The organism is Sporocytophaga myxococcoides DSM 11118, assembly GCF_000426725.1.
GTDB classification, from domain to species: Bacteria; Bacteroidota; Bacteroidia; order Cytophagales; family Cytophagaceae; genus Sporocytophaga; species Sporocytophaga myxococcoides.
Genome location: NZ_KE384560.1, coordinates 889,487 through 911,672 on the forward strand (window position 1 = coordinate 889,487; position 22,186 = coordinate 911,672).

19 protein-coding genes are annotated in these 22,186 nt (G+C 36.2%); 10 read left to right on the top strand and 9 right to left on the bottom strand.

The annotated features are described in order from the left end of the window. Nucleotides 1-59: 59 nt before the first annotated feature. A complete protein-coding gene (locus K350_RS0122080; RefSeq protein WP_028981760.1) occupies nucleotides 60-539 on the bottom strand; it encodes a hypothetical protein in 480 nt (159 codons plus the stop codon). 371 nt (nucleotides 540-910) lie between these two features. Beyond that, entirely contained in the window at nucleotides 911-4,207 is a 3,297-nt protein-coding gene (locus tag K350_RS0122085; protein ID WP_028981761.1) for a CARDB domain-containing protein, read from the bottom strand. Nucleotides 4,208-4,406: 199 nt separating this feature from the next. Between K350_RS0122085 and K350_RS0122090 the strand changes: the two genes are divergently transcribed. The 5 genes from K350_RS0122090 to K350_RS0122110 all read left to right on the top strand — a co-directional run bounded on the left by K350_RS0122090 (nucleotide 4,407) and on the right by K350_RS0122110 (nucleotide 9,931). Further along, a complete protein-coding gene (locus tag K350_RS0122090) occupies nucleotides 4,407-6,659 on the top strand; it encodes a glycoside hydrolase family 3 N-terminal domain-containing protein (RefSeq protein ID WP_028981762.1) in 2,253 nt (750 codons plus the stop codon). Between the two features lie 29 nt (nucleotides 6,660-6,688). Next, on the top strand, nucleotides 6,689-7,114 hold the full coding sequence (locus K350_RS0122095; protein ID WP_028981763.1) for an LIC_13387 family protein: 426 nt from the start codon (nucleotides 6,689-6,691) through the stop codon (nucleotides 7,112-7,114). A 159-nt stretch (nucleotides 7,115-7,273) separates the two neighbouring features. After that, nucleotides 7,274-8,383 carry a sensor histidine kinase gene (locus K350_RS0122100; RefSeq protein ID WP_028981764.1) on the top strand — a complete coding sequence of 370 codons (1,110 nt, stop codon included), beginning with the start codon at nucleotides 7,274-7,276 and terminating at the stop codon, nucleotides 8,381-8,383. 74 nt (nucleotides 8,384-8,457) lie between these two features. Next, nucleotides 8,458-9,138 carry a cytochrome b/b6 domain-containing protein gene (locus tag K350_RS29940; RefSeq protein ID WP_051313488.1) on the top strand — a complete coding sequence of 227 codons (681 nt, stop codon included), beginning with the start codon at nucleotides 8,458-8,460 and terminating at the stop codon, nucleotides 9,136-9,138. Beyond that, nucleotides 9,128-9,931: a molybdopterin-dependent oxidoreductase gene (locus K350_RS0122110; protein WP_162144202.1), complete on the top strand. Its 804-nt coding sequence runs from the start codon at nucleotides 9,128-9,130 to the stop codon at nucleotides 9,929-9,931. The genes K350_RS29940 and K350_RS0122110 overlap by 11 nt, the downstream gene beginning before the upstream one ends. A 1-nt stretch (nucleotide 9,932) precedes the next feature. Here the strand turns inward: K350_RS0122110 and K350_RS29945 are convergent, their stop codons facing one another. The 6 genes from K350_RS29945 to K350_RS0122140 form a co-directional block, all read right to left on the bottom strand. Next, a complete protein-coding gene (locus K350_RS29945) occupies nucleotides 9,933-10,409 on the bottom strand; it encodes a thioredoxin family protein (RefSeq protein WP_051313490.1) in 477 nt (158 codons plus the stop codon). A gap of 64 nt (nucleotides 10,410-10,473) precedes the next feature. Beyond that, on the bottom strand, nucleotides 10,474-11,418 hold the full coding sequence (locus tag K350_RS0122120; protein ID WP_028981766.1) for a helix-turn-helix transcriptional regulator: 945 nt from the start codon (nucleotides 11,416-11,418) through the stop codon (nucleotides 10,474-10,476). A gap of 4 nt (nucleotides 11,419-11,422) precedes the next feature. Next, nucleotides 11,423-11,878 carry a GyrI-like domain-containing protein gene (locus K350_RS0122125; RefSeq protein ID WP_028981767.1) on the bottom strand — a complete coding sequence of 152 codons (456 nt, stop codon included), beginning with the start codon at nucleotides 11,876-11,878 and terminating at the stop codon, nucleotides 11,423-11,425. A gap of 93 nt (nucleotides 11,879-11,971) precedes the next feature. Next, the gene (locus K350_RS31590) at nucleotides 11,972-13,582 is read right to left on the bottom strand and encodes a leucine-rich repeat domain-containing protein (protein ID WP_028981768.1); all 1,611 of its coding nucleotides are present in this window, start codon (nucleotides 13,580-13,582) and stop codon (nucleotides 11,972-11,974) included. Next, a complete protein-coding gene (locus K350_RS0122135) occupies nucleotides 13,579-14,655 on the bottom strand; it encodes a hypothetical protein (protein WP_028981769.1) in 1,077 nt (358 codons plus the stop codon). Before K350_RS0122135 ends, K350_RS31590 begins: the two co-directional genes overlap by 4 nt. Continuing rightward, a complete protein-coding gene (locus tag K350_RS0122140; protein WP_028981770.1) occupies nucleotides 14,652-15,230 on the bottom strand; it encodes an RNA polymerase sigma factor in 579 nt (192 codons plus the stop codon). The genes K350_RS0122135 and K350_RS0122140 overlap by 4 nt, the downstream gene beginning before the upstream one ends. Nucleotides 15,231-15,316: 86 nt before the next feature. Between K350_RS0122140 and K350_RS0122145 the strand changes: the two genes are divergently transcribed. From K350_RS0122145 to K350_RS0122165, 5 genes are all read left to right on the top strand, one after another. Next, nucleotides 15,317-16,183, top strand: coding sequence for a PorP/SprF family type IX secretion system membrane protein (locus K350_RS0122145; RefSeq protein WP_028981771.1), 867 nt, complete (start codon nucleotides 15,317-15,319; stop codon nucleotides 16,181-16,183). Nucleotides 16,184-16,409: 226 nt separating this feature from the next. After that, nucleotides 16,410-19,541, top strand: coding sequence for a PAS domain-containing sensor histidine kinase (locus K350_RS0122150; protein ID WP_028981772.1), 3,132 nt, complete (start codon nucleotides 16,410-16,412; stop codon nucleotides 19,539-19,541). A 130-nt stretch (nucleotides 19,542-19,671) separates the two neighbouring features. Further along, entirely contained in the window at nucleotides 19,672-19,863 is a 192-nt protein-coding gene (locus K350_RS0122155) for a hypothetical protein (protein ID WP_028981773.1), read from the top strand. A 24-nt stretch (nucleotides 19,864-19,887) separates the two neighbouring features. Next, complete coding sequence (locus K350_RS0122160; RefSeq protein WP_028981774.1) at nucleotides 19,888-20,109, top strand: hypothetical protein; 222 nt, start codon at nucleotides 19,888-19,890, stop codon at nucleotides 20,107-20,109. 167 nt (nucleotides 20,110-20,276) lie between these two features. Next, nucleotides 20,277-20,720: a hypothetical protein gene (locus K350_RS0122165; RefSeq protein WP_028981775.1), complete on the top strand. Its 444-nt coding sequence runs from the start codon at nucleotides 20,277-20,279 to the stop codon at nucleotides 20,718-20,720. Nucleotides 20,721-20,722: 2 nt separating this feature from the next. Here K350_RS0122165 and K350_RS0122170 read toward each other — a convergent pair whose 3' ends face one another. Further along, nucleotides 20,723-22,186, bottom strand: a complete 1,464-nt coding sequence (locus K350_RS0122170) for an efflux transporter outer membrane subunit (RefSeq protein ID WP_028981776.1) — start codon at nucleotides 22,184-22,186, stop codon at nucleotides 20,723-20,725.

A 22,186-nucleotide genomic window follows, 5' to 3' on the forward strand; every position in this document is an offset into this window, starting at 1 on the left:
ATAAATTGAAATTATAAGAGAATGTTTAATCGGCCAGGAAAAATTAAGGTTAGTTTGTTTTATTGCTCAATTTGGCCTTCATGAATTAGTTGTAGAAAGGAGGGTAAGTCGCAATCCTGGTCTTTGTGACATTGTTTCAAATATGCCAGCCATTTTTCAAAATCTAAATCCCAGGAAAAATCACCTCTAAGGATAGATGCAAAACTTTCTTTAATTTCATTAGCATGACAGCATAATTCTTTCAGATTAGATTCACCTTCAGGCTGTTCAATGATCGTCTGTCCTTTAAGCCCAAAAAATGCTGAAAGGTAAAATTTTGGATACCATCTGCTTTTTCCTTTCGGACTATAAATTGATATGGTCAATTCGTTGTTTTCTTTGCCTAAAAATATACCTGCCCAGCGGGATTCAAGATAAATTTCATCTTTTAATTCCTTGTTTACATTCATAGAAAACTGAGTCATCAGCTGCTCAAAAGCCATTTTTACTTCCTGACAAAAATGACTGTTGTTTTCAATTTGTAGATCCTGGGTATTCATATAATTATGTTTATTAAACTAACCTGGGAATGGGCATAAGAGTTTTTTACTCAAAAGCGCTCCTTCAGGTTTCACGAAAATGAAATAAGTACTTGGAACAATAGTAATCCTCAATCATCGGACAAAGTTTTTCTTTGACATATAGAATTTTCTGAAAGCTGCCAATATGAAAATTAAACCTTTCCATTTCAAATTTTCAAGCTTGAACAGGGTTTATAAAAGGCCACTATCAACTATTCAGATTATTTCTTTTCCATTAAATATAAATTAAGAAATTTTCGTCAATCATTTTCTTTCTGTTTTTTTCGTCATGTAAAAAAAAGAGGCCGCCCAACGGACGACCTCTCCCAAAACTATTTAACTGTTAACCACTATTCTTTAATAATTCTGATTGTTTCAACTTTGCTTTCATATGCTACTTTTAGCAGATAAACACCTAGTTTAACATCACTTGCTGGAATTGAGAATTTACCATTTGTAATATTCTGGCTTCCATCCTTAAATTTATTACCGAAGCTGTCATATAGTTCATATGTAGCAAGGGTTGAAGCTTCAGTAGTCTGTACTGTTACGTTGATGAAATCACCAACTGGGTTTGGTACTACTGATATTGCAACGACTGGTGCAGCAAATGCCGGCTCAGATATAGTATCTTGGTTATTCTGAGCACCATAAGGATTAGTCACTTGCAGAGCTTTAGCCAAGGTATTGTTGGCTTCATTTGTTTCGCGTACATAGTTGTAATTATCCGCTACAAATAATAATTTATAACTTCCTTCAGAGATGTAATATGGCACTTTAAACTCTCCTGAAACAGGTATTGAAGATTTTGAAAGCATGCCAGGAATGCTTGCTGTTCCAATAAATAAATCTTCTGAAGAAAGGGTTTCATCATTTGATAGGTAATATCCAAGATTGAAATAACCTATATCTGAATTTCCAGAATTGCTTATTGTAGCTTTGAAATATACTGTTTGCTCTACTGTAGCCTTTGAACTTACAGATGCACTCTTCACAAACAGCTCTCTAGTTGCAGCTTCAATAGAAATTTTCTTAGAAACAATATTATTGTTTTCATTCATCTCAGGCTGATTCTTGCTACCATCAGCGACAAATATTATGTAATAATCTCCAGCAGCAAGATATTCAGGAAGGTAAAGTGATTGATTAAACGGAATAGATGTTTCTGGAGATACACTGCTAGAATAATAAAAACCTAAATAGGTAGCAGAGTCGGTCAAATTTTCAGATTTAGAGATGTAGAAATCTAAACCAGTAGAATATGAACTTTCCGTGCCATGGTTGTACAAGTAACCTGAAACATTAATATTGCTTCCTGCAACTGCTTTTGTAGGGTTTACCCTTTGAGTATTTACAGATAGATCAACATTTGGAGTAATGATTCTTATTCTGGTAAATGAAGAATTATTATATTCATTAGTCTCCTTGAATTGGTTGTATGAATCCGTTTTTGCAATCAGATAATAATTTCCCGCAGGAACATGGGATGGTATGAATAGATACTGGTTGTAATAGTTTGTATTTCCAGGATACAGGTCATATCCATAATAGTTGCCAACGTTAAAGTCGGTGGAATCATTATAGATGGTGTCGGTAGATAATACAAATCCTGAATAGTGGTAAGGGAATGCTACATCACCAAGGTTAGTTTCACTAAATGAAACATAGATGCCCGATCCTACAGTTGCTATTTCAGCAGATTTGGTTAGATTACTGATAGCGATATCATAAGATGGAGCTTTTACCTGCACTTTAATGAAGGCTTCATTATTGGACTCATTGGTCTCAATTACGTAATTATAAACATCTCCTTTAGCAATCAAAAAGTATTCTCCTTCGGAAACTGAAGGTGATATGTAAAATCCTGCAGAGTTATAATTTGAGCCGCCAGGTGCGAGAGAGTTTTCGTAGTTTTGGCCCAAGAAATAATCACTATCATCCGCAATAGAATCTTTAGAAAGATAATAATTAGTATAACTTGATCCTGCATAAGATGTACCGCTGTTGAATATAGAGTAAGATAAATAATTATAATCACCAGTTCTTAATACTGAATTATTAGAATACAGATTTGTAATAGATAAATCAATACTTGGTTCAACTATATTTACTCGTAAAACCGCGATATTATTCTCTTCATTAGATTCAGAAACATAATTCAGGTAATCAGCTTTTGCTATAAGATAGTACTGACCAGCTCCTGTTCCTCCTGTATAGATAGGCGTATAAAAATAACTTAAGTTATTCGGATACAGATAATCAAAATATTGGTACTGTACTAAAGCGTCGTTGTCGTCAAGTTGAGTGTCTTTTGATAAATAAAAGCCTACATAACTTGAAGACGCAAAGCCAGTTCCTATATTGCTCAAATATCCATTTACATAAAAGTATTCACCCTGATTAATAGTAATAGTACTATCAAATAATACAGTAGTTAAATCTGCATTGGAAGAACCAATTGTAAGAGGTAGAATCAATGTATTATTTTTTTCATTACTTTCTGATACATAGTTATAAATGTCCGATTGACCTAGTAAAAAATAATCTCCCGCTGCAACGTTTGGAGGAATGGTAGCAGTTTCGTATCTGTAAGTTCCCTCATTAGGGTTAATTTCATATACATAGCTTGAGCTTAAGACAATATCACCACCATCCAGATAATTATCTTTAGAAAGATATAAATTAGTATAGTGTTGACCAGCCACAGTGGTTCCTATGTTTCTTTCTGTAAAGCTTAGGTATATTTCTCCTCCTGGTATAACTCCATTCTTAGTTGAGTAAGAGATACTGTCGAGAACGAGATCAGCACTACCACCACCTGAAGAAATATAAAAAGGTTTAGCAATGGTGTTATTATATTCCTGAGTTTCTGATACTGTATTGTACACATCCAGGGCAGCTATCATGTAGTACCAGCCCTGTAAATCCGAAGGGACTGTAAGACCGAAGTCTGAATAAGTTGAGCTATTACCAGTCAGACCATCAGATTTTCTGGTTCCAAGAAGGTAGTCAAAACTATCCAGAGTGGAATCTTTTGAAATGTAATATCCCACTTCATAACCTCCTGAAAAATCAGTTCCTAAATTATTTTCTTTAAGGATTACAACAGCCTTTGAATTAGTTGTGCTGTCAGAAACTGAAATGTAACTAGGGTAAAGGTCAACTGAAGATGATTGGCCAACATTTAATGATGATACAAATTTGTTGTTGAATTCATTAGTTTCATAAACTTCGTTGCCTGCATCTGTAAAAGAAACGAGAAAATAATTGCCAGCGATTATATCTTTCGGAATCGAAAGATAGGTACTGTCTAATACTGAATATTGAGGTTGAAGAGAAGGCAGGTAAGAAGAGCCCAAAAAATATGCTTCCCCTTTATTCGGAAAAGACCATGAGGTATCTGCCGTTAGGTAATAGTCAGTCCTGCTGGAACCGGCTGTACCAAATCCTGCATTTAATACTTTACTAAAAACTGTGATTCCTGATCCCGGCTCAACAGTCTGAGGATATATGTCCTGACCTGCCCGGTAAAGGTCGGCTTGGGGAAAATCAATGGTATCCACCTGGGCCGCCGATTGAAGCGAATTCCCGCCCTGGAAAAGAGCCAGCAGCAGAAATTTTAAGATAAAAATCTTGTTTTTTTTCATGTGTTTAAATGATTTTAAAAATTGGTTTTAAAATTATCTTGTCTACAACTAATTGAATGACAAGTAACCCTTACTTTCTGGTAAATTGATGGATTTTATAAAGAATAAGTTGGAGAAAATTAATTCCCTCTCAGGTTCTTTGTTTTGTTGCTTTACCTAATTCTCATATCTTTAACTTCTTAATCATACTCATATCGCAATGCGTTACATTTTAGCAGGAACTTTAGTCTGCATAGCTTTATTTGCCATATTTTCATTTAATTCATCGGTACCTTCTGAAAGGAAAAATACTGATCCTCGTGTAGAAGAATTGTTGGCCAGAATGTCTCTGGAAGAAAAAATTGGTCAGATGACCCAGATTAATATTACCAAAATTATTACTGATTCACTTGCTGCAGCTTATGATTCAGCTACCACTCTGGTCATAGATACCAATAAAGTCATACATTATGTTACAAAATATCATGTTGGTTCTTTCCTAAATGGAAGGGCAATGACACCTGATGTCTGGTACAGGTTTACCAATCAGCTTCAACGTGTCAATATGCGGTATTCAAAGAATAAAATTCCAATCATATATGGCGTAGATCATGTTCATGGTAGCAGTTATTTAAGTAATGGCACCATATTTCCTCACAATATTAATATTGCCTGTTCCTTTGATACAACCTTTGCTTATGAAGAAGGATGGATCACAGCTACAGAAACTGCCGACTTATACCATCGCTGGGTATTCGCTCCTGTATTCGATCTTGGAAAAAATAAATATTGGGGAAGGTACTATGAAACTTTTGGAGAAGATCCTTATCTGATCTCTAAAATGGGGGCTGCATACGTGCGAGGACTACAGGGAAACACTGAAATTGCACCATACAAAGCAGCTGCATGTGCAAAACATTTCCTTGGATATTCAGATCCAAAATCCGGTTGGGATAGGTCACCTGCTGAAATTCCCGATCAGGCACTAAGAGAGTTTTACCTTCCTCCATTCAAAGCCGCTGTGGAGGCTGGTGTTAAGACAGTCATGATCAACAGTGGTGAAATCAATGGAATACCTGTGCATGCAAACTATGACATTCTTACTAAGCTTCTGAGAAATGAACTCGGCTTTGAAGGCATTGCAGTAACCGACTGGATGGACATTATCGCATTGCAGAAAATGCACTATGTGGCAGAAAACGAAAAGGAAGCTACCTTCCTTGCCATAAGTGCTGGGGTTGATATGGCAATGGTTCCGTTAAATACGGACTTTTGTGATCATCTGCTTGCATTGGTAAAGGAGGGAAGAATCAGTGAAGAAAGAATCAATCAGTCGGTACGTCGTATTCTTAAAGTAAAGTTTGATATAGGTCTCTTTGATCAGCCTTACCCGAGAAATGACAGGTTTTATAAAATTGGTTCTAAAGAGCACAGAGCAAAAGCTCTGAAAGCAGCAAAAGAATCTTTGGTGCTGATGAAAAACGATCAGAACTTGCTACCAATTAAACCTAGCCCAAAGACAATACTGGTAATAGGCGAAACTGCAGATAAAAAGATTCCTCTTTGTGGTGGATGGACATACAGGTTCATGGCTAAAAGTGAATACTGGTTTCCTAAAGACATGAAGACAATTTATGGGGCTCTTAAAGAAGAGTTTGCTGATTCAAAGGTCATATTTGCAAAAGAGAATGAAATAAAAAAACTAGCTCCTTCTGCAGATATAATTATAGCAGCAGCTGGCGAAGAAAGCGCATATGCAGAAACAGATGGCAGTATTAATGATCTGGAACTTTCCGAATCTCAGGTCTCATTGATAAAGACTGCAATAGCTACAGGAAAACCTGTTGTATTAGTACTTACAGAAGGTAGGCCAAGGATTATTAGTAAGATTTATGATCAGTGTAAAGCTGTTCTGTTTGCAGGCCTTCCCGGAGTGGAGGGAGCCCAAGCCATAGCAGAAGTTCTTAGCGGAAAGACCAATCCGAGTGGAAAGCTTTCTTTTACTTATCCGTACAAGCAGGGGCATATTATCCCATACAATCACAAACAAAGTGAATATTCAATATTAAGACCGGTAGGAGAGGAATTAAAAAGATTTGCTATATGTGAATTCGGTCAGGGATTAAGTTATACAAGGTTTTCATATACTAAAATAAATCTTAGCGATACAGTGATTAGTTCTTCGGGAAAAATAACGGCAAAAGTAACTGTTTCAAATGTTGGTAAAATAGCAGGTAAAGAATCAGTACTTTGGTTTCTCACTGATGAATATGGATCAATAACCAGACCTGTCAAAGAACTTAAGTATTTTGAGAAAAGGGAATTGCAGCCAGGACAATCCATGGAATTTAGTTTTAACATTGAACCTGGAAAGCATTTGGGGTTTCCAGACAAAGAGGGTAAAAAACTTTTGGAACCTGGATATTTTACTCTTACTGTAGGAGATCACAAAGCAAGATTCAGATTGAAATAAATAGTAATAAACCTTAATAATTAACTTCTATGAATGTTAAGATACTTTTAAGAATTGCTTCCGGGCTACTGATCTTTCATTTGGTTGCTCACACCTTAGGTCATTCGGGATGGAAACGCGCTGAAGAACCCTTGAAGCAGGAAATAATAAACAAAATGGTCGGTCATGAATTCCCATTTATGGGAGTAAACAGAAGTATGGGCGATTATTACGAAGGCTATGGCTATGCATCAACAGTGGCTCTGGCTTTTATGGCTGCTGTTTTGTGGTTAATTTCCGGCGCTGTAAATTCCAATAAAGAATTAAGCCATAAAATTCTCTTATCATTGTCTCTTGCACTTCTATTCTGGGGAGGAATAGAGTTTATATATTTTTTCCCCTTTGCAGCATCTATTACTTTGCTTGCCTGCCTTCTCACTCTTGCATCTGCTATCCAGCTAAGAGGAAATAAATAATTACAATAAAGTCCGATTCTATTAAAACATAGATCTTTTCAACAGATGAAAGGATCTATGTTTTTTTTATACTTTTATGTTGTGGTTCGAAAGCCAAACAATAATGATTTTTGAAAGTTCTTAAAAGTAAGAATACCTCACTGAGAATATCGAATTCAGATGTTTAATGAATTGACCAGCCTGAAAATACAGGCTGCTGAGCTTACGGCTATTATTGAATGCATTCCTGATGCAGTTTATATTGGCGGTCCTAACGGAATCCTGAGAGCAAACAGGAAAGCTTTGGATATGCTTGGTTTTGATACATTGGAGGAACTCAATCAAGAAATAGAGGTGCTAGCAGATAAGATCAAAACCAGAGATCTATATACTGGAAGGAGACTGACTACAGAAGAAGAACCTTTTTATAAAGCTTTTTTCGGTGAATCTAATGAAAGAGATGTTTTGATAACGCATATAAAATCTGGGAAAGAAATAATTGTAAGATGTTCTGCAGCCCCTGTAATTGCTGATGGTCAAATTATTGCTGCAATAGCTATCAATACTGATATTACCGAAAAGATCCAATATAAACGCGAGCTTGAAAGTGCTATCAAAAAATTGAAAAAGCAGAATGAAGAGCTGGACAAGTTTGTTTATACCACTTCTCATGATCTCAAAGCTCCACTTAACACTATTGACCCCATACTCCAGATTGTAAAGGATGAGAATAAAAGTGTGCTTAAAAAAGATTCTGTACATTTGCTTGATATGGCAATAAAGAAGGTGCGCGACATGAGCGATTTTATCCATTCATTGCTCAAATCTGCAACTACCTTAGAAAAAGTAAAAGAGCTCGTTGATCTTAACAAAATTCTCAATAAGGTTATAGCCTCGCTTAACGTACCTTCACACATAAATATTTTTGTGAGACATAATCTTCCTGCTGTATATTTTCATAAATATTCACTTATGCAAATTTTTCAAAACCTCTTATCCAATGCCATCAAGTTTATGGATAAGGAAAGTGGTGTGATAAAAATTGACTGCAGAGAATCAGACGGAAAGTATATAATATCTGTGAGTGATAATGGCCCAGGCATTGCCAAACATGAATTAGAAAAAATTTTTGAAAGGTTTGGTCAGGCGAATAAAGATCCTTCAAAGGACAGTTCTGGCCTCGGGTTATCTATTGTCAAAGATATTCTGAAAGAAAATAATAGTTCGGTTTGGGCCGAATCTGAAATTAACGAAGGCACTACTTTTTATTTTATGATTTCCAAATCGTAAGTTTTTCTTGATTTGACTTTTTGATTAAACAAATAACTAATTCCCTTGTTGACTTTGCTGTTCAAGCTTAAAGTATGACTATAGTCAAAAAGAAACACCCTCTGGCAATAAGATGGTTTCACTGGATAAACTTTCCGATACTTGCGCTAATGCTTTGGAGTGGCCTTTGGATCTACTGGGCCAATGATGAATATCGTATTGAAGCAGGAGGTAAAGTGATTTTTAAATTTTTTCCTGAAGGTTTTTATCAAGTCTTCGATATACCATTTAATCTTGCTGAAGGCATGGCATGGCACTTTGTATTCATGTGGGTATTTATGTTGAACGGATTTGCTTATGTATGTTATACACTCTTCTCTGGTGAATGGAAATATCTGGTTCCGGGCAAAGACTCTTTTAAGAATGCAATAAAAGTGACACTTCATGACATCGGCCTTAGAAAAGAACTTCCGGCAGCAACAAAATTTAACGGTGCGCAACAGATAGCCTACACAAGTATTATAATATTCGGAGCTGGTTCAATTATCACAGGTATGGCTATTTACAAGCCTGTGCAGCTGTCTTGGATTACTTCTTTTCTTGGAGGCTATAAAACTGCAAGGCTAATTCATTTCTGCCTCGCTCTAAGTTATGTTTTCTTTTTTGTTATTCATGTAGTGCAGGTAATCAGGGCAGGATGGAACAATTTCAGAGCAATGGTTACAGGTTTTGAAGTGGTGGCTGTAAATAAAAATGCTAAAGAAAATGAAGCCTAACGTTGATGACAATCTTAAAGATATTTCTAATCAAGAGATGCGCAGAGCAACCATCAAGTCTCTTGCTGGATTTGCCTTTGGCGCTTTGGGCTTGTTGGGTAGTATCAAATGGCTTGTTGCAGGTACAGACGCAGATGGCTTGTCACGACCGTTGAGAAAGATCCTCGAAGCTAATAGAAAAGTTGCCGGTATAATTTTTAGCAATAAAAATCTTGCACCGGTTTTCCCAAAGGAGAGGGCCGCTTCAGAGCCTAGGCTTAACGGTAACATTGGCCTCGAAAGTTCAATAGACGTTGATGATTGGATATTGAACGTTCAGAACAATACATTGATTCGTGGCATGAATAAATCATCCATGAAATTGACTCTGGATGAAATTAAAAAACTTCCTAAAACTGAAATTACTTTTGAGTTTAAATGCATTGAAGGGTGGAGTGAAATCTCAAATTGGGGCGGTACTAAATTCTCCGACTTTATGCTTGCTTATGGCTTGGGAGGGTTTACAGATCACGGACATGATAATTTGCTTACTGAGCATGTAAGTCTTGAGACTCCAGACGGAGGTTATTATGTAGGGCTTGATATGGAAAGTGCTTTACACCCTCAGACTTTACTTTGTTATGAGATGAATGGTAAACCTCTCCTTGCTGAGCATGGAGCACCGCTGCGACTGATGGTACCTTGTAAATATGGAATCAAAAGTATCAAGCGAATAGGGAAAATAGCCTTTGTAGGTAATCGGCCAGCTGATTATTGGGCTGAAAGAGGGTATGATTATTATGCTGGGTTATAATTTAATCTATAACTTCAAGCAGATCTTTTTCCAGACTGTTGTGCGGGCTTTCTACAATTCTTCCGGCTTCTTTGCCATTCACAAAAATAATAAAGGTTGGTATAGAATGTATTTTATGTTTTTTTTCCAGCTTTTCCGGTGATTTCTTATCGTGGTTGAGTAAATACAATGCTATCTTTTCTCTTTTGATATTGGCCTGATCTGTGATTTTATAAAATCTTGGAAGCTCTCTTTTTGTATCTCCGCACCATGTGCCTCCGAAGACAATAAAGGTAAGTTTACTTCCATTGTTTGATAATGATTTTATAACTGTGCTGTCGGGTTTATAAAGATTATAACCTTCTGAAAACCATGGGAAATTTGCATCAACATCTTTAATATCTGTTTTACCCGTCAGATCTTTTTGTCCGGAGCTTTGTGCTATGCAGGAATAAATTGCAATGGCACTTAGTAATAAAATAAGACCAGATATACGCATATTAATTTAACCTCATTAATGTATTTGTGTTTTGATTACCAATTTAAAGTGGTAAGATAAATCATCATTTTAAATAATGAGAAGATAAGTTTTCCACGAGCTTTAGAGTTTTATCTCGGAGTTCCGAAGGTGATATTATTTCCACTCTATCTCCCATCATCAATATCCACCTTGAGAAATAGTCTAGACTATAGGTAGCAAACCGCATTTGTGCTCCATCTTCTTCCACGTTTTCTTCGATCAAGCCAAAGTTATATTTGCTTTCCTGAAGGTGGGGGAGAATATCTTTGCTGACTTTAATTTCTACAGAAAAAAGTTCTTCTTCATGCAGCATTTTATCAAAGTATTCTTTGAGGGTAGGATGTTTGATTCTCAGAAAGGTTTCTGAGGAAACATTTATTTTGTTGATTCTGTCAAGGCGAAAATCTCTGTAGCCCTTTCTTAACCTGCAGTATGCAATCAGGTGCCAGTTTGTGCGATAAAAACAGATACCTAATGGCTCTACATGACGCTCTGTAGTTTCTCTGGCAGTGGAATAATCCAGTTTTAAAATCTTATTATTAATCAAAGCGCCCTTTATGAGCGTCAGATTTAAATCCTCAACCGTTGGTTTGGAGTTTGGGTATGGTTGAATAAGAATTTTTTGATTCAAGCTGTCCAGCTCATCTTTTTTGTCGTTGTCAATGACTGCCCTGACTTTTGTGAGTGCATCATTAAAACTTTTAGCTGTTCCCTGATCTGTTTGCTGTTCAATGAGTTTTCCTGCAAGCAGCAATGCTCTGGCTTCTTCGTGGGTAAACATAACTGGAGGTAGGTGAAAACCGTCTGTTAGAAAATATCCGACTCCTGCTTCTGCCCCTATAGGAATCCCGCCTTCTTCAAGTGCTCTTATATCTCTGTATACGGTACGAATGCTGAGATTAAAGTGGGTGGCAAGCTCTTCAGCCTTTACCACCCTCTTGCTTTGCAGTATTGTAAGTATCGCATGAAGACGATCTACTCTGTTCATAGTATTAATTTATTCCGATCTGAATTTCGGTAATATTATCATTAGATTCCATACCTGAAAAACTTTTATAAACTTCTCTTACCTGGTTTGTAGGCTTGATTCCGCTTTTATATACTTTTTCAAAGAGTTGCTGATAAATGCCTGGAAGGTTCAATAAATCCCCGTTGTGGGTATGAGACAAGCATTTAAAGTTTTCAATTTTTTTAATTTTGTGAATTTCGCTTTTAAATTCCATACCGGTCTCTACTGGTAACGCAATTTCCAGCGTAAATTCTTTGTCTCTGTCGTTCGAACAATCGAAGTAGATGAATTCCATCGGGCCGACAGCTTTTAACCCGCCTTTTGCGACTGCTTCATATACCCCATCGACAGCTTGATCTGCAAATTCATGTAATTTGTTTAATGTTGTTTGGGTAGTATAACAAAGATAATTTTTGGATGGGATGAGTTTGGTTTCCATTGTTGCTATTAGTTTATGTTAATATTAACACAAACCTAAAGCCGGGTTATGACAACCTTATGTCAGTAGGAATTTAAATCCGAAAAATTATGGTTAATAGAGAACGCTGATCCGGATATAGTTAGCTCCATTATTAATATTTGCAATGTAGTAGCCTATAGGTACAACATTACCTTTATCTGATGTGCCGTTCCATTCTGAAGGAATTGACAGCTCTTTAATTTTATTTCCGCTTTTATCATAGATTACAGCCTTCCCGGTTTCAGAAAAGTAGAATGCGTCTTTATCTCCATCACTGTTGGGGGTGATAAAGGTTTCATCACAGGGTTCAAGTGGGATTTTTATGACTTCCGGAAAATCCCTTTGGCAGTTGGCATCCAGAGTTACCTTAAGGTTATAAGATTCATCAGAAAGACCTGTAAATGATCCAAAGCTCGATTGGTAGGTATTGGCAGTGCTTTGGGATTTCAATTCGTATACAAGTGTTGCCGGATTTTCACCTTCCAGTTTAATCAAAACAGATCCTGAGCCCAGACAATTGACTCCGGATATGCTGAATGTAAGCTTACTAAAATCAAGACAAGGAGATACTGAGACTAAAAAAGTATCGGTTCGGAGTGTCATACCTGGGAATGATGAGTTGGTAATTTGGACAGTATATTTACCTTCATTAGCAGCTGTAAAATTTGGTATAGTAAGGATGTCCTCATTTGTAGTTGCTATTTTATTTCCCTTAAAATACCATTCATAAATGTTATTTGTCAGAGATGAATCAATACCTGTATGAATGGTAAAATCTGAAAATTCTTTGCCATTCTGATTATTGACATATAAGTCTTTCTGTGGCGAAATTATAAATACATTTTGGAAATTTGGATATCCTTTAAGAGGAATGAAATCTTCAAATGAAAAATGATTTAGATGAAACTCAACTATCTTTAGTTTTGTAAGGTTACTAATATCAGGAATTGTGGTTAAAAGATTTCTGTCAAGTGAAAGCTCTTGAAGATTGACATTTTTACTTACATCAGGTGTTGATACTAGATTATTAGTACCTGCATTGATCTTAATAAGGTTCAGATTGTATTGCAGATCGGGGAGAGCCTGCAGTTGGTTTTTCCAGACAGTTAGTTCTTCCAGCAAAGTGAGCTTTTCAATAGATGGCAATGATGTTATTTGATTGTTTCCTACATCTATTTTTTTAAGACTTACCAGACTATTCAATTCAGGAAGGGTGATTAAAAAATTGTTTGATGCAATAAGTTGGCTAAGTGCCGTATTTCCTTTTAAATCAGGTAAAGTTGTAAGACTGTTGTTGTAAAGAAACAGGGTTTTAAGATTTGGCAGACTACTTAAGTTAGGAATAGAAACAAGACTATTAGAAGTGAGTTCTATTCTGGTTAATTCTTTCAGCTCTGAAATATCCGGAATTGTAGTAAGCAGGTTACCATTAGCTTTCAAGACTTCAAGGCCGGTGAAATACTGTATACCTTCTAATGACTGTATATTCTTTTCCGAGCAGTCCAGAGTTCCATCGATATCTTTTGCCAAGTCAGGAACCAGGCTATCATTTTCAATGACATTAGAGAATTTTTTTTTCAGAAAGGCAAGAAAGTTTTTGTCAGGAATTGCAATATTCTGTGCATTTAGAATACCTTGAATTCCCAGAAAGAGAATAATAAATATGGAGGCCTTTTTTGTCATTTTACTATCGTTACACTGCCCTGTATCAAACTTCCCTTACCTCTGTCAATAACAAAGATATAATATCCCGGCTTAATTTCCCCGGTTTTTCCTTCTCCGGACCAATGTTCTTTTTCACCTTCAGCAACTTGTTTTTCAAAATATATATTTCCTGAGGCATCATATATCGAGAGCTTGCCTGCTTTGCCATGTGATGGTATCTCCCAGTTTTCATCTATATACGGGTTAAAGGAGTAATCTTTAGGGCAGTTTTTATTTTTCACCGAAAGATGATCATAAGTTTTTCTACATCCATTTCCATCTGAGATTACGAGTTTATAGATCCCTGATGGTAAATGAGCTGCATCTTTTATTTCTTCTCCATCAAATACTGAATATGTATATGGCTCAGTTCCTCCTTTGATTTGCTGTACCCTGATTGCGCCTTGGTCTTCCCCTTCGCAGGTTTCAATCGTCTTTACGGATGCTGTGAGCTCTGTCTTCTCACAAGGGGTCAGACTTATTTTTTCAGAAGTTATATTTTTTTCGGAAGTATTTGAAATGATATTTTTATTTTCTTGTTGTACAGGTGCTTCCATTTTGACTGTCTGACTGTCGATTATAATGGAGGGAGCAACTCCCATTAAAACCACTTCCTGCTGTTTTTTCGTATTTCCTGAATTTTTTTGAGCAGGAACGGGGCCACTTTTATGCGAAGACTCTGATGAATAATCTTGTTTGCTTTCGGGAATAATCTCCTGGTTTGCCTGCTGTAATACTTGTTCTGATTTTTCAGAGTTATATTGAATCCAGAGCCATCCGCCTAAGCTAAGAATAGCTGCAGCAAAGATTGAGATAGCTGTATATTTAATCTTGCCGGAAGAAGAATTGCCAGGCTGATTTTTTATAAGTGCACTTACTTCAAGTAATCTGTTTTCTATTACAAGATCATCAGCCAGCTCATGAAGTTTTACTTGTCTGGCAAGAGCAGGATCATTTGACAGCTTCGCTTCGAATGCCAATAGCTCCTCAGTTGTAAGCCTTCCATGGAGATAATCCTCAACCTTACTGTAAGTAGAATCTTCGCGCATCATATTCCTTTTAGCTTATCTGCAAGAGCAGGGTTATTTTCTATCTCTTTAATCAATTTTTGTTTACATCGTTGCTGTTGCATTTTAACAGCATCGACAGAGCTGAAGCCCATTCTGATCATTATGTCTTCCATCAGAAGATTATAATAAACAGTATTGGTAAGCAGCTCCACACATTTTTCTCCTATTCCGGAGAATAATGATTTAATGACATTCTCATCTGTACGTTCTGGCGGTCGGTCCCATGGAGAGGGCTCTTCTTCAAAGGCCTCATCACCCACCGCTTCAAGGTATTGGATTCTTTGTTCCTTCTTAATTTTATTAATCCAGAGATTAATACTTATTCTGTAAAGATAGCCGTATACCTTGTACTTAGGATCAAATGTATTCTTTATCACTTGCTTATAGAAAAGCAGAAGGCAGTCCTGAAATACATCAGAAGCATCTTCTTTTCTCCCCGAATTTTTTCGGATATAATTTTCAACAAGAGGAAATACTTTTTTATAAAGATGAGGAATAACTTCCTTATCTTTACCATTGCGTATTAATTCCGGTATTTGATCTTCTGAAATTTTCACAAGTTATTTTTAATACATTTCAGGAAACGACAGGTAACGAAGTTGGGTAAATAATTTAAAATGTTCACTTTTGAATTTTAAACCGGATGCGCATTTATCTTTTAAATATTTTCTTTTTTTTATATCTAACTGTATCTGCGCAGGTTACAGACATATTTCCTGAAAACTATACAACCTACTTTAATAATACGGCAATTGTAAATCCCGGATTTGTTCCGGAAGATTCCAAAGCAGAATTTTTTTCCATGTACAGACAAAGGACCGGAGCATTTCAGAAAATAGCCAGCTATTCAGTGACTTGCAGTAAAGTTTTCAGAAAGGAAAACAAAGCAGCGCATCTTGCCAGGGTATTTTTTTTCAATGAAAAAGAAGGTCCCTATATCGATAAGCCCAGAGCTTATTTTAATTACGCTTATGCCATTCCTATTTCGGAGGAAACTTCCCTGTCTGCAGGTTTATCTGCAGGGTTTACCCAAGTTTATTTTTCTGCGCCCTCAGCGACAGCATCTGGTAATTCAACGATGCCAGACGGCGCTTTCGGTATTACCTTCAGTAGAAAAAAGTTTTTTACAGGAATTTCTTCTCAGCAGGTTTTCAATGCGGAGTCTAATCCTATAAAGGCAAACGTAAAACTTAGAAGGTACTACAATTTTTTACTAAGACAGGAAAAAGACTTAAGTCCTTCTCTAAAAATAAGAGGTAATTTTATGTATCAGCTTTTGCCATCAAATTCAGATCTCTTAAACTTTGCCCTGGAAGGGAATTATAATGACATCCTTGGTATCGGCGGAGCTTATAAAAGCAGGGAAGGTTTGTCTTTACTGGGCACTGTAGAAACTAATCTGGGGGATGATAAAATTTTTATTTGTTTTGCCTACAACACAGGTGTTTTGAGTAAATTGAAATATGGCTTTAACTCGATAGAGATAAATTTCGCCTATAAATTTAACTAACAAGAAATAAGTACTTATTTTCGGTGAATTGTTAAACTATTTATTGAAATAGTTAAAAAACAATAGAAGGGCTTTTGAGTTATGAGTTTCTAAAATACTTAATTTTAGGTATTGTTTAAGTGTTTAATTATTAATAAGTTGGCTTCTGTAAGGTCGAAGAGTTTTTTTTACTTTTATCTTTAAAGTCTTTTAAATTCAATTAAACAAATCTTTTAAAGATTCAATTATGTTGAACCCTTCCGAAATAATGATAGATGAATCAGTTTTGTGGAAGGAGACCTTCATCAAAACACTGAAAAGGTCTTCCGATGGAATATTCGCTTTTGATGAATTCGGGAAGATATTTTTCTGGAATAAATCTCTTGAATTATTGACTGACTATTCGCCGCGACTGGCGGTGAAACTTAGTTACAATGATGTTTTTTGGCCCGATTCTTTTGCTGTCTTATATAATAAAGTTAAGGATGGAGAAATTGTAGAAATTCCCCTAACTAGATATTCATTTAAACCAGGTAAAAAAGTTTATTTCAAAGGAAATCTATTTCCTGTTTTAGATAATGAAGGAAAATTCTTCGGAGGTATAGGATGCCTCACTCAACTGACGGGCCCTGGTTTTGTAGAAGCGGAAGTCCTAAGTGAAGACGATCTTATTGAAGAGGTGGAATCGCTCGCCAGAGTGGGTCGCTGGGAGATGGATATAATGACAGGCTATACTTTTTGTTCTAACCAGATTTATGAGATATTCGAAATTACTCCTGAGGGCCCAGTGCGTCTGGAAGATCTTTTTTGCTATGTTCATTCCGAAGATATTTCAAAAGTTATTCAGGTTATTGATTGTGCCCGTGAAGAAAAGAGATCTATTGATTTTAACTACAGAATTATAACTCCTAATGAGAATCTGAAATATATACTGGGAAAGGCCAAGCCCGTACTTAACGAAGCCGGCAACCTTGTCCGCCTCCTTGGATATTTTCAGGATATCACCTATAGAAAACGCACAGACAGCCTTTTGTCAGGTATTGTGCATTCTTCAGGAATGGGCTTTATGATGCTAAAGCCTGTAAGAAATGAAGATAAAGATGTTATAGATTTTCAACCTGTGTTTTTTAACCATTTTACCGAGAAGTTCCTTAATAAAAAGTTTAGGGAATTGCGTGGGAAATGGTTTTTTGCAGAATATCCGGGTCTCGTAAAACTGGGCATTCTGAATCAGTTCAGAGATGTAATGACAACGGGAGAGGCGAGTACTAACGAGGTCTATTATGGAGAAGATGGATTTTCAAACTGGTTAAGAATTTCAGCAGTGAGAAATGAAGATTCCTGTATTATAAGTTTTGAAGATTATACCGAGAGGGTTGATGCCCTTGAAGAACTTAGGAAAAACCAAATATTTCTTTACCAATCTCAGGAAGCCGCAAATATTTGTTCTTTTGAATGGGAATTAAAATCTGATAATTTCAAAGTCACTCCGGAATTGCGAAAGATGTTTGACTATCCTTCCAAAGGAACTATTACTTTTAAGGATATTCAGAATTGTGTTGAAGAATATGACAGGTCAAACATTATGACCTTTGTTGAAACGATCATTGAGACTAACGAACCATGGGAGCTTGAATGTAAAGTGAAGACGATCATGGGCAGGGAAATTTACTGCTGGATGAAGGCAACTATATTCATTGATAATGCCGGTGAGAAAAAACTTGTTGGAAGTATCATGGATATTACCAAAAGAAAGAAAGCTGAATTGGACCTGGAAAAGTCAAAGCTTCAGCTGGAGAGGATTTCCAAAGCGCTTAAAGAATTGAATGAGGAACTTGAGATAAAGGTGAAAGAAAGAACTCTTGATTTGTCCGTAAGCAATGAAAGGTTCAGGCTGATATCCAATGCTACGAATGACTCAATGTGGGACTGGGATTTTATTACCAATGAATTCTGGTTTAACGATGCTTATAAAGTACATTTTGGTTTTGAAAATCTTGAAGGTAAAGCCGGGCTTGACTACTGGAAAACCAGAATACATCCAGATGATCGAACACGTATCCTTGATAGCTTTGAATCAATATTCTTTTCTCAAGAATCAAACTGGAGAAATGAATATAAGTTTTGTAAGAATAATGGAACCTATGGTTATGTGATAGACAGAGGCTTTGTTATAAGAGATGATAAGGGGAAGGTGATAAGAATTGTAGGATGTCTTACTGAAATCACGGAAATCAAGGCCATAGAATCAAGACTTCTGGAAAGTGAAGAAACATACAGAACACTTGCCGAATCAATGCCGCAACTCGTCTGGATTACAAATGAAACGGGAGAGATTATTTTTACTAACAGAAAATCGGAAGAATATTTAGGTAAGCCTTTTGATGACCTCAAGGGTAATGGTTGGTTCAATTTTATTCATCAGAATGACATTAGTAAAGCCCTTTACAAATGGAATCAAAGTCTTGCAACTGGTGCTGAGTACAGCGTAGAGTACAGGCTTAAAAATTGCCTGAACGATTACAGATGGTTTCTATCAAGAGCAGTGCCTATTAAAGGTGAAAATGGAAAGAATGTAAAATGGGTTGGGACGTCCACTGATATACACGATCAAAGAATGATGCTGAATAATTTTGCATCTGCTCAGGTAAAATTGAGTGATATCAATAACCAACTCAATACAAAAAATGAAGAGCTTAAGAAAATAAATAAAGAGCTCGACAACTTTGTATACATGGCATCTCACGACCTTACCTCACCTGTAAGAAATCTTGAATCATTAATGGAACTACTCCTGAATGAGTTAAACCCTGATCCTAATAATGTAAAACTGAATTTTCTCATTAACCTTGTAACAAGGTCTATCAGCATTCTTAAGAAAACAATAAGCGATCTTTCCGAAGTAGCCAAAACAGAAGAAGATCCTTTTCTTATCCAGGAAGTAAATCTGGATGAGGTACTTGAAGAGGTGAAAGATAGTATTAAAGATCTGATTGAAGGAAGCGAAGCTATAATCCTGGAAGACTTTAAGGTTAAATCACTTAAGTTCAGAAAGAAGAATATGAGAAGTATCTTATTCAATCTGCTCTCCAATGCAATAAAATATAAGTCGATAGAGCGAAAGCCTGTCGTGGGGATCAGGACGGAGTTAGTATCAGAAGATATTATTCTTCTTACAATTCAGGATAATGGAAAAGGGATAAGAAAAGAAGATTATCCAAAAGTGTTTGCCCCATTTAAAAGAATAGACTATGGTGTGGAGGGTACTGGAATCGGAATGTCAATAGTTAAAAGAATTGTAGATAATAATGGTGGTAAAATTGAAGTAAACTCCAATCCGGGAGAGGGAACCGTTTTTAATATCTTCCTGAAAATTTAATCCGGTCTTTAATAACAATTGAATCCTGAGATTAGTCTTTATTCTATAATGACTTCTCAGGATTTTTTTATTTTCTTTTAGGGAAGTATTTCTTTTAATGGCAGTGTTGTATAATTAATAAGTGGATCGAATGAAAAAGAATAAGAAAAGCAGAATCTCGGGAAAAGACACGGAATTAAGCAGTCTGAAAGAAAAAAAGAACAAATCAGCAAGTGCAAATGAACAATCTCTCGGAGGTAATTCCACTACATTCAAGATAGATCTTAACTATACATCAAGTGTAGAATTTTCATTTGACGATCTGCAGGAGGATGATGATTAAAATCAACAAAAGGAGAGAAGTAATATGGAGGGAAGATCAAGAACTTTTAAGTTTAAAACCAATATCGATTGTGTTCCATGTATTCAGCAAATCAGATCTGTTTTTGATGACAGTCCAGATATTGATTACTGGTATGTAGAACCATTTGGGGAAGAGCCTGAACTAACTGTGACAAGTCAGGAGCTGGACGCACAGTCAATCATAGAACTCGTTCACCATGCTGGTTATGAGGCACGAAGGATTTGATATCAGGTATTTAGATTGAACTGAAATCTAAACGTTCAATTTGTTCTCAATGATGGATATTTTTCTATAAAAGATGTCAGGACCGGAAATAACTATTTAAATGTTTGATGTGATTTCAAACTAATTTCCGGTTGCCTGATGTTCCTTAATAAAGGAGGATATACTATATGAAAAATATAGCAGTAAGTTCTGTAAATGCACTTAATGAGATACTTTCATCCAGACAGGAAGCTTATAGAAAAGCTTTCTCGCTCACGCTGGCAAGACCGGTTCATGACCTTATGCATAACCATTTCAGAAAATCTCTGATATTAAAAGAAGAATTGAATAAAATGCAAGGTAGCACGAACATTGATGATCGCCTTGAAATATCATTTTCTAAGAATATTTGGACCGACCTTGGCAGTGCTATAGAAAATGGTGGTATCAATAAAGAACAAACTGTGCTTGATGCATTTGTTCAGGCCGAGGAAGGAACTATAGAAGAAATTACTGAAATCATTGAAAATTCTCCGAATGCTGATGATGACTCTAAAGCTGTGTTGTTTAGAATAAAAAAAGAAGTTTCAGCTGATTATAAAGAAATTAAAAGTTTGTGGATTTCTGATTAGCATTATTGCCAGCTGCCTCCTAAAGCTTTTATCAGGTATATCGTATATGTAAACTGATCGCCCCGAATCTGTATTGCAATACTTTGTGTATTCAGTGCTGTTCTTTCATTGTTCACTACTTCATAATATGTTACCAAACCTTTTGAATATCTTTCTCTTGAAAGCATTGCGGTTAGCTCAGCAGTTTTAATGATTGAGTCCTGAAGAATGGACTGTTCTTTTCTTTGAGCTAGCGTGTTCAATGCATCTTCTACTTCTCTGAAAGATGATAAGATAACTCTTTCATATTGAGCAGTGGTCTGAAGATATCTTGCTTTGGCCATTTGAATCAAGGCTGTATTTCTTCCTCCCAAAAAAATAGGTAAAGAAAGAGTAGCTCCAAGTTGCCATGTCTTACTATCAGAAGAAAGAAGGGTATTCACCTCTCTGCTTAATGTGCCAGCAGAACCAGTAAGGATAAGAGATGGAAATTTGTATGCTTTATAAACTCCAATAACTGCATTGGCTGCTTCTGCACGTTGTTCCTGACTTTGTATATCAGGTCTTCTTTTTAAAAGGTCAGAAGGAATTCCTTCAGGTATTTGTGGAAGTTGAATGTTCCAGTCTTTTTTTGGTAAGGAAAAGCTAAAAGCAGGAAGTCCACATAGCATAGCAAGGGCGTGCTCTGCAGCGTTTCTGTAGTTCTGAAGGTCATAAAACTGCGACTGTATAGTTTGGTAATCACTCTGGGCCTGGCTTAAGTCAAGTAAAGTTATTAACCCTACTCTGTATCGCTCTTCAGTGAGTATAAGGTTATCTTTTCTGGTTTGAAGAGCTTTGGTATATATGTTAATCTTAAGATCAGTAACCCTTACCTGCATGTAATAATATGCTACATCAGTTGTTATGGATAATAAAACACCGTTCATATCTGCAGTGTAAGAGGCATAATTATGTTTTGCTGCCTGTACATTATTTCTGTATTTGCCCCATAAGTCAATCTCATAATCAAAGTCCAAAGGAAGTTGAAAGGTATTAATAATCACCCCAGGAAGCTGATTTCCTGTGGTCTGGAATGGGTTGGGTCTGTTTTGGGAAAACTGATTTCTTGTTGCTGATGGATTAAAACGTATTGCAGGAAACAAATCTGAAGCTGATAGTTTTACATTGGCTCTTGCTTCGTCGAGCCTTGCAATCGCAGTTATGATATCAGGATTTGCTTTTACAGCAAGCTCTTCAAGGGAATCAAGTGTTGGATCATTGAATATAGTCCACCAGGCTTGAATGTTATTACTGTTAGTGTTTCTTATAGTGTCAGAAAGTCTTTGAGATGAATAGGTTTTCCATTTTCCACTCTCATAATTTTCTCTGATCTCTTTTAATCTTTTATTATTCGGTCGGAAGGAGCAGGATAGTAAAAGATAAATGCTCAGTACAAGCAGATTCGAGTAAGGACAATGACGAATAATATGTACACAGGCTTTCAT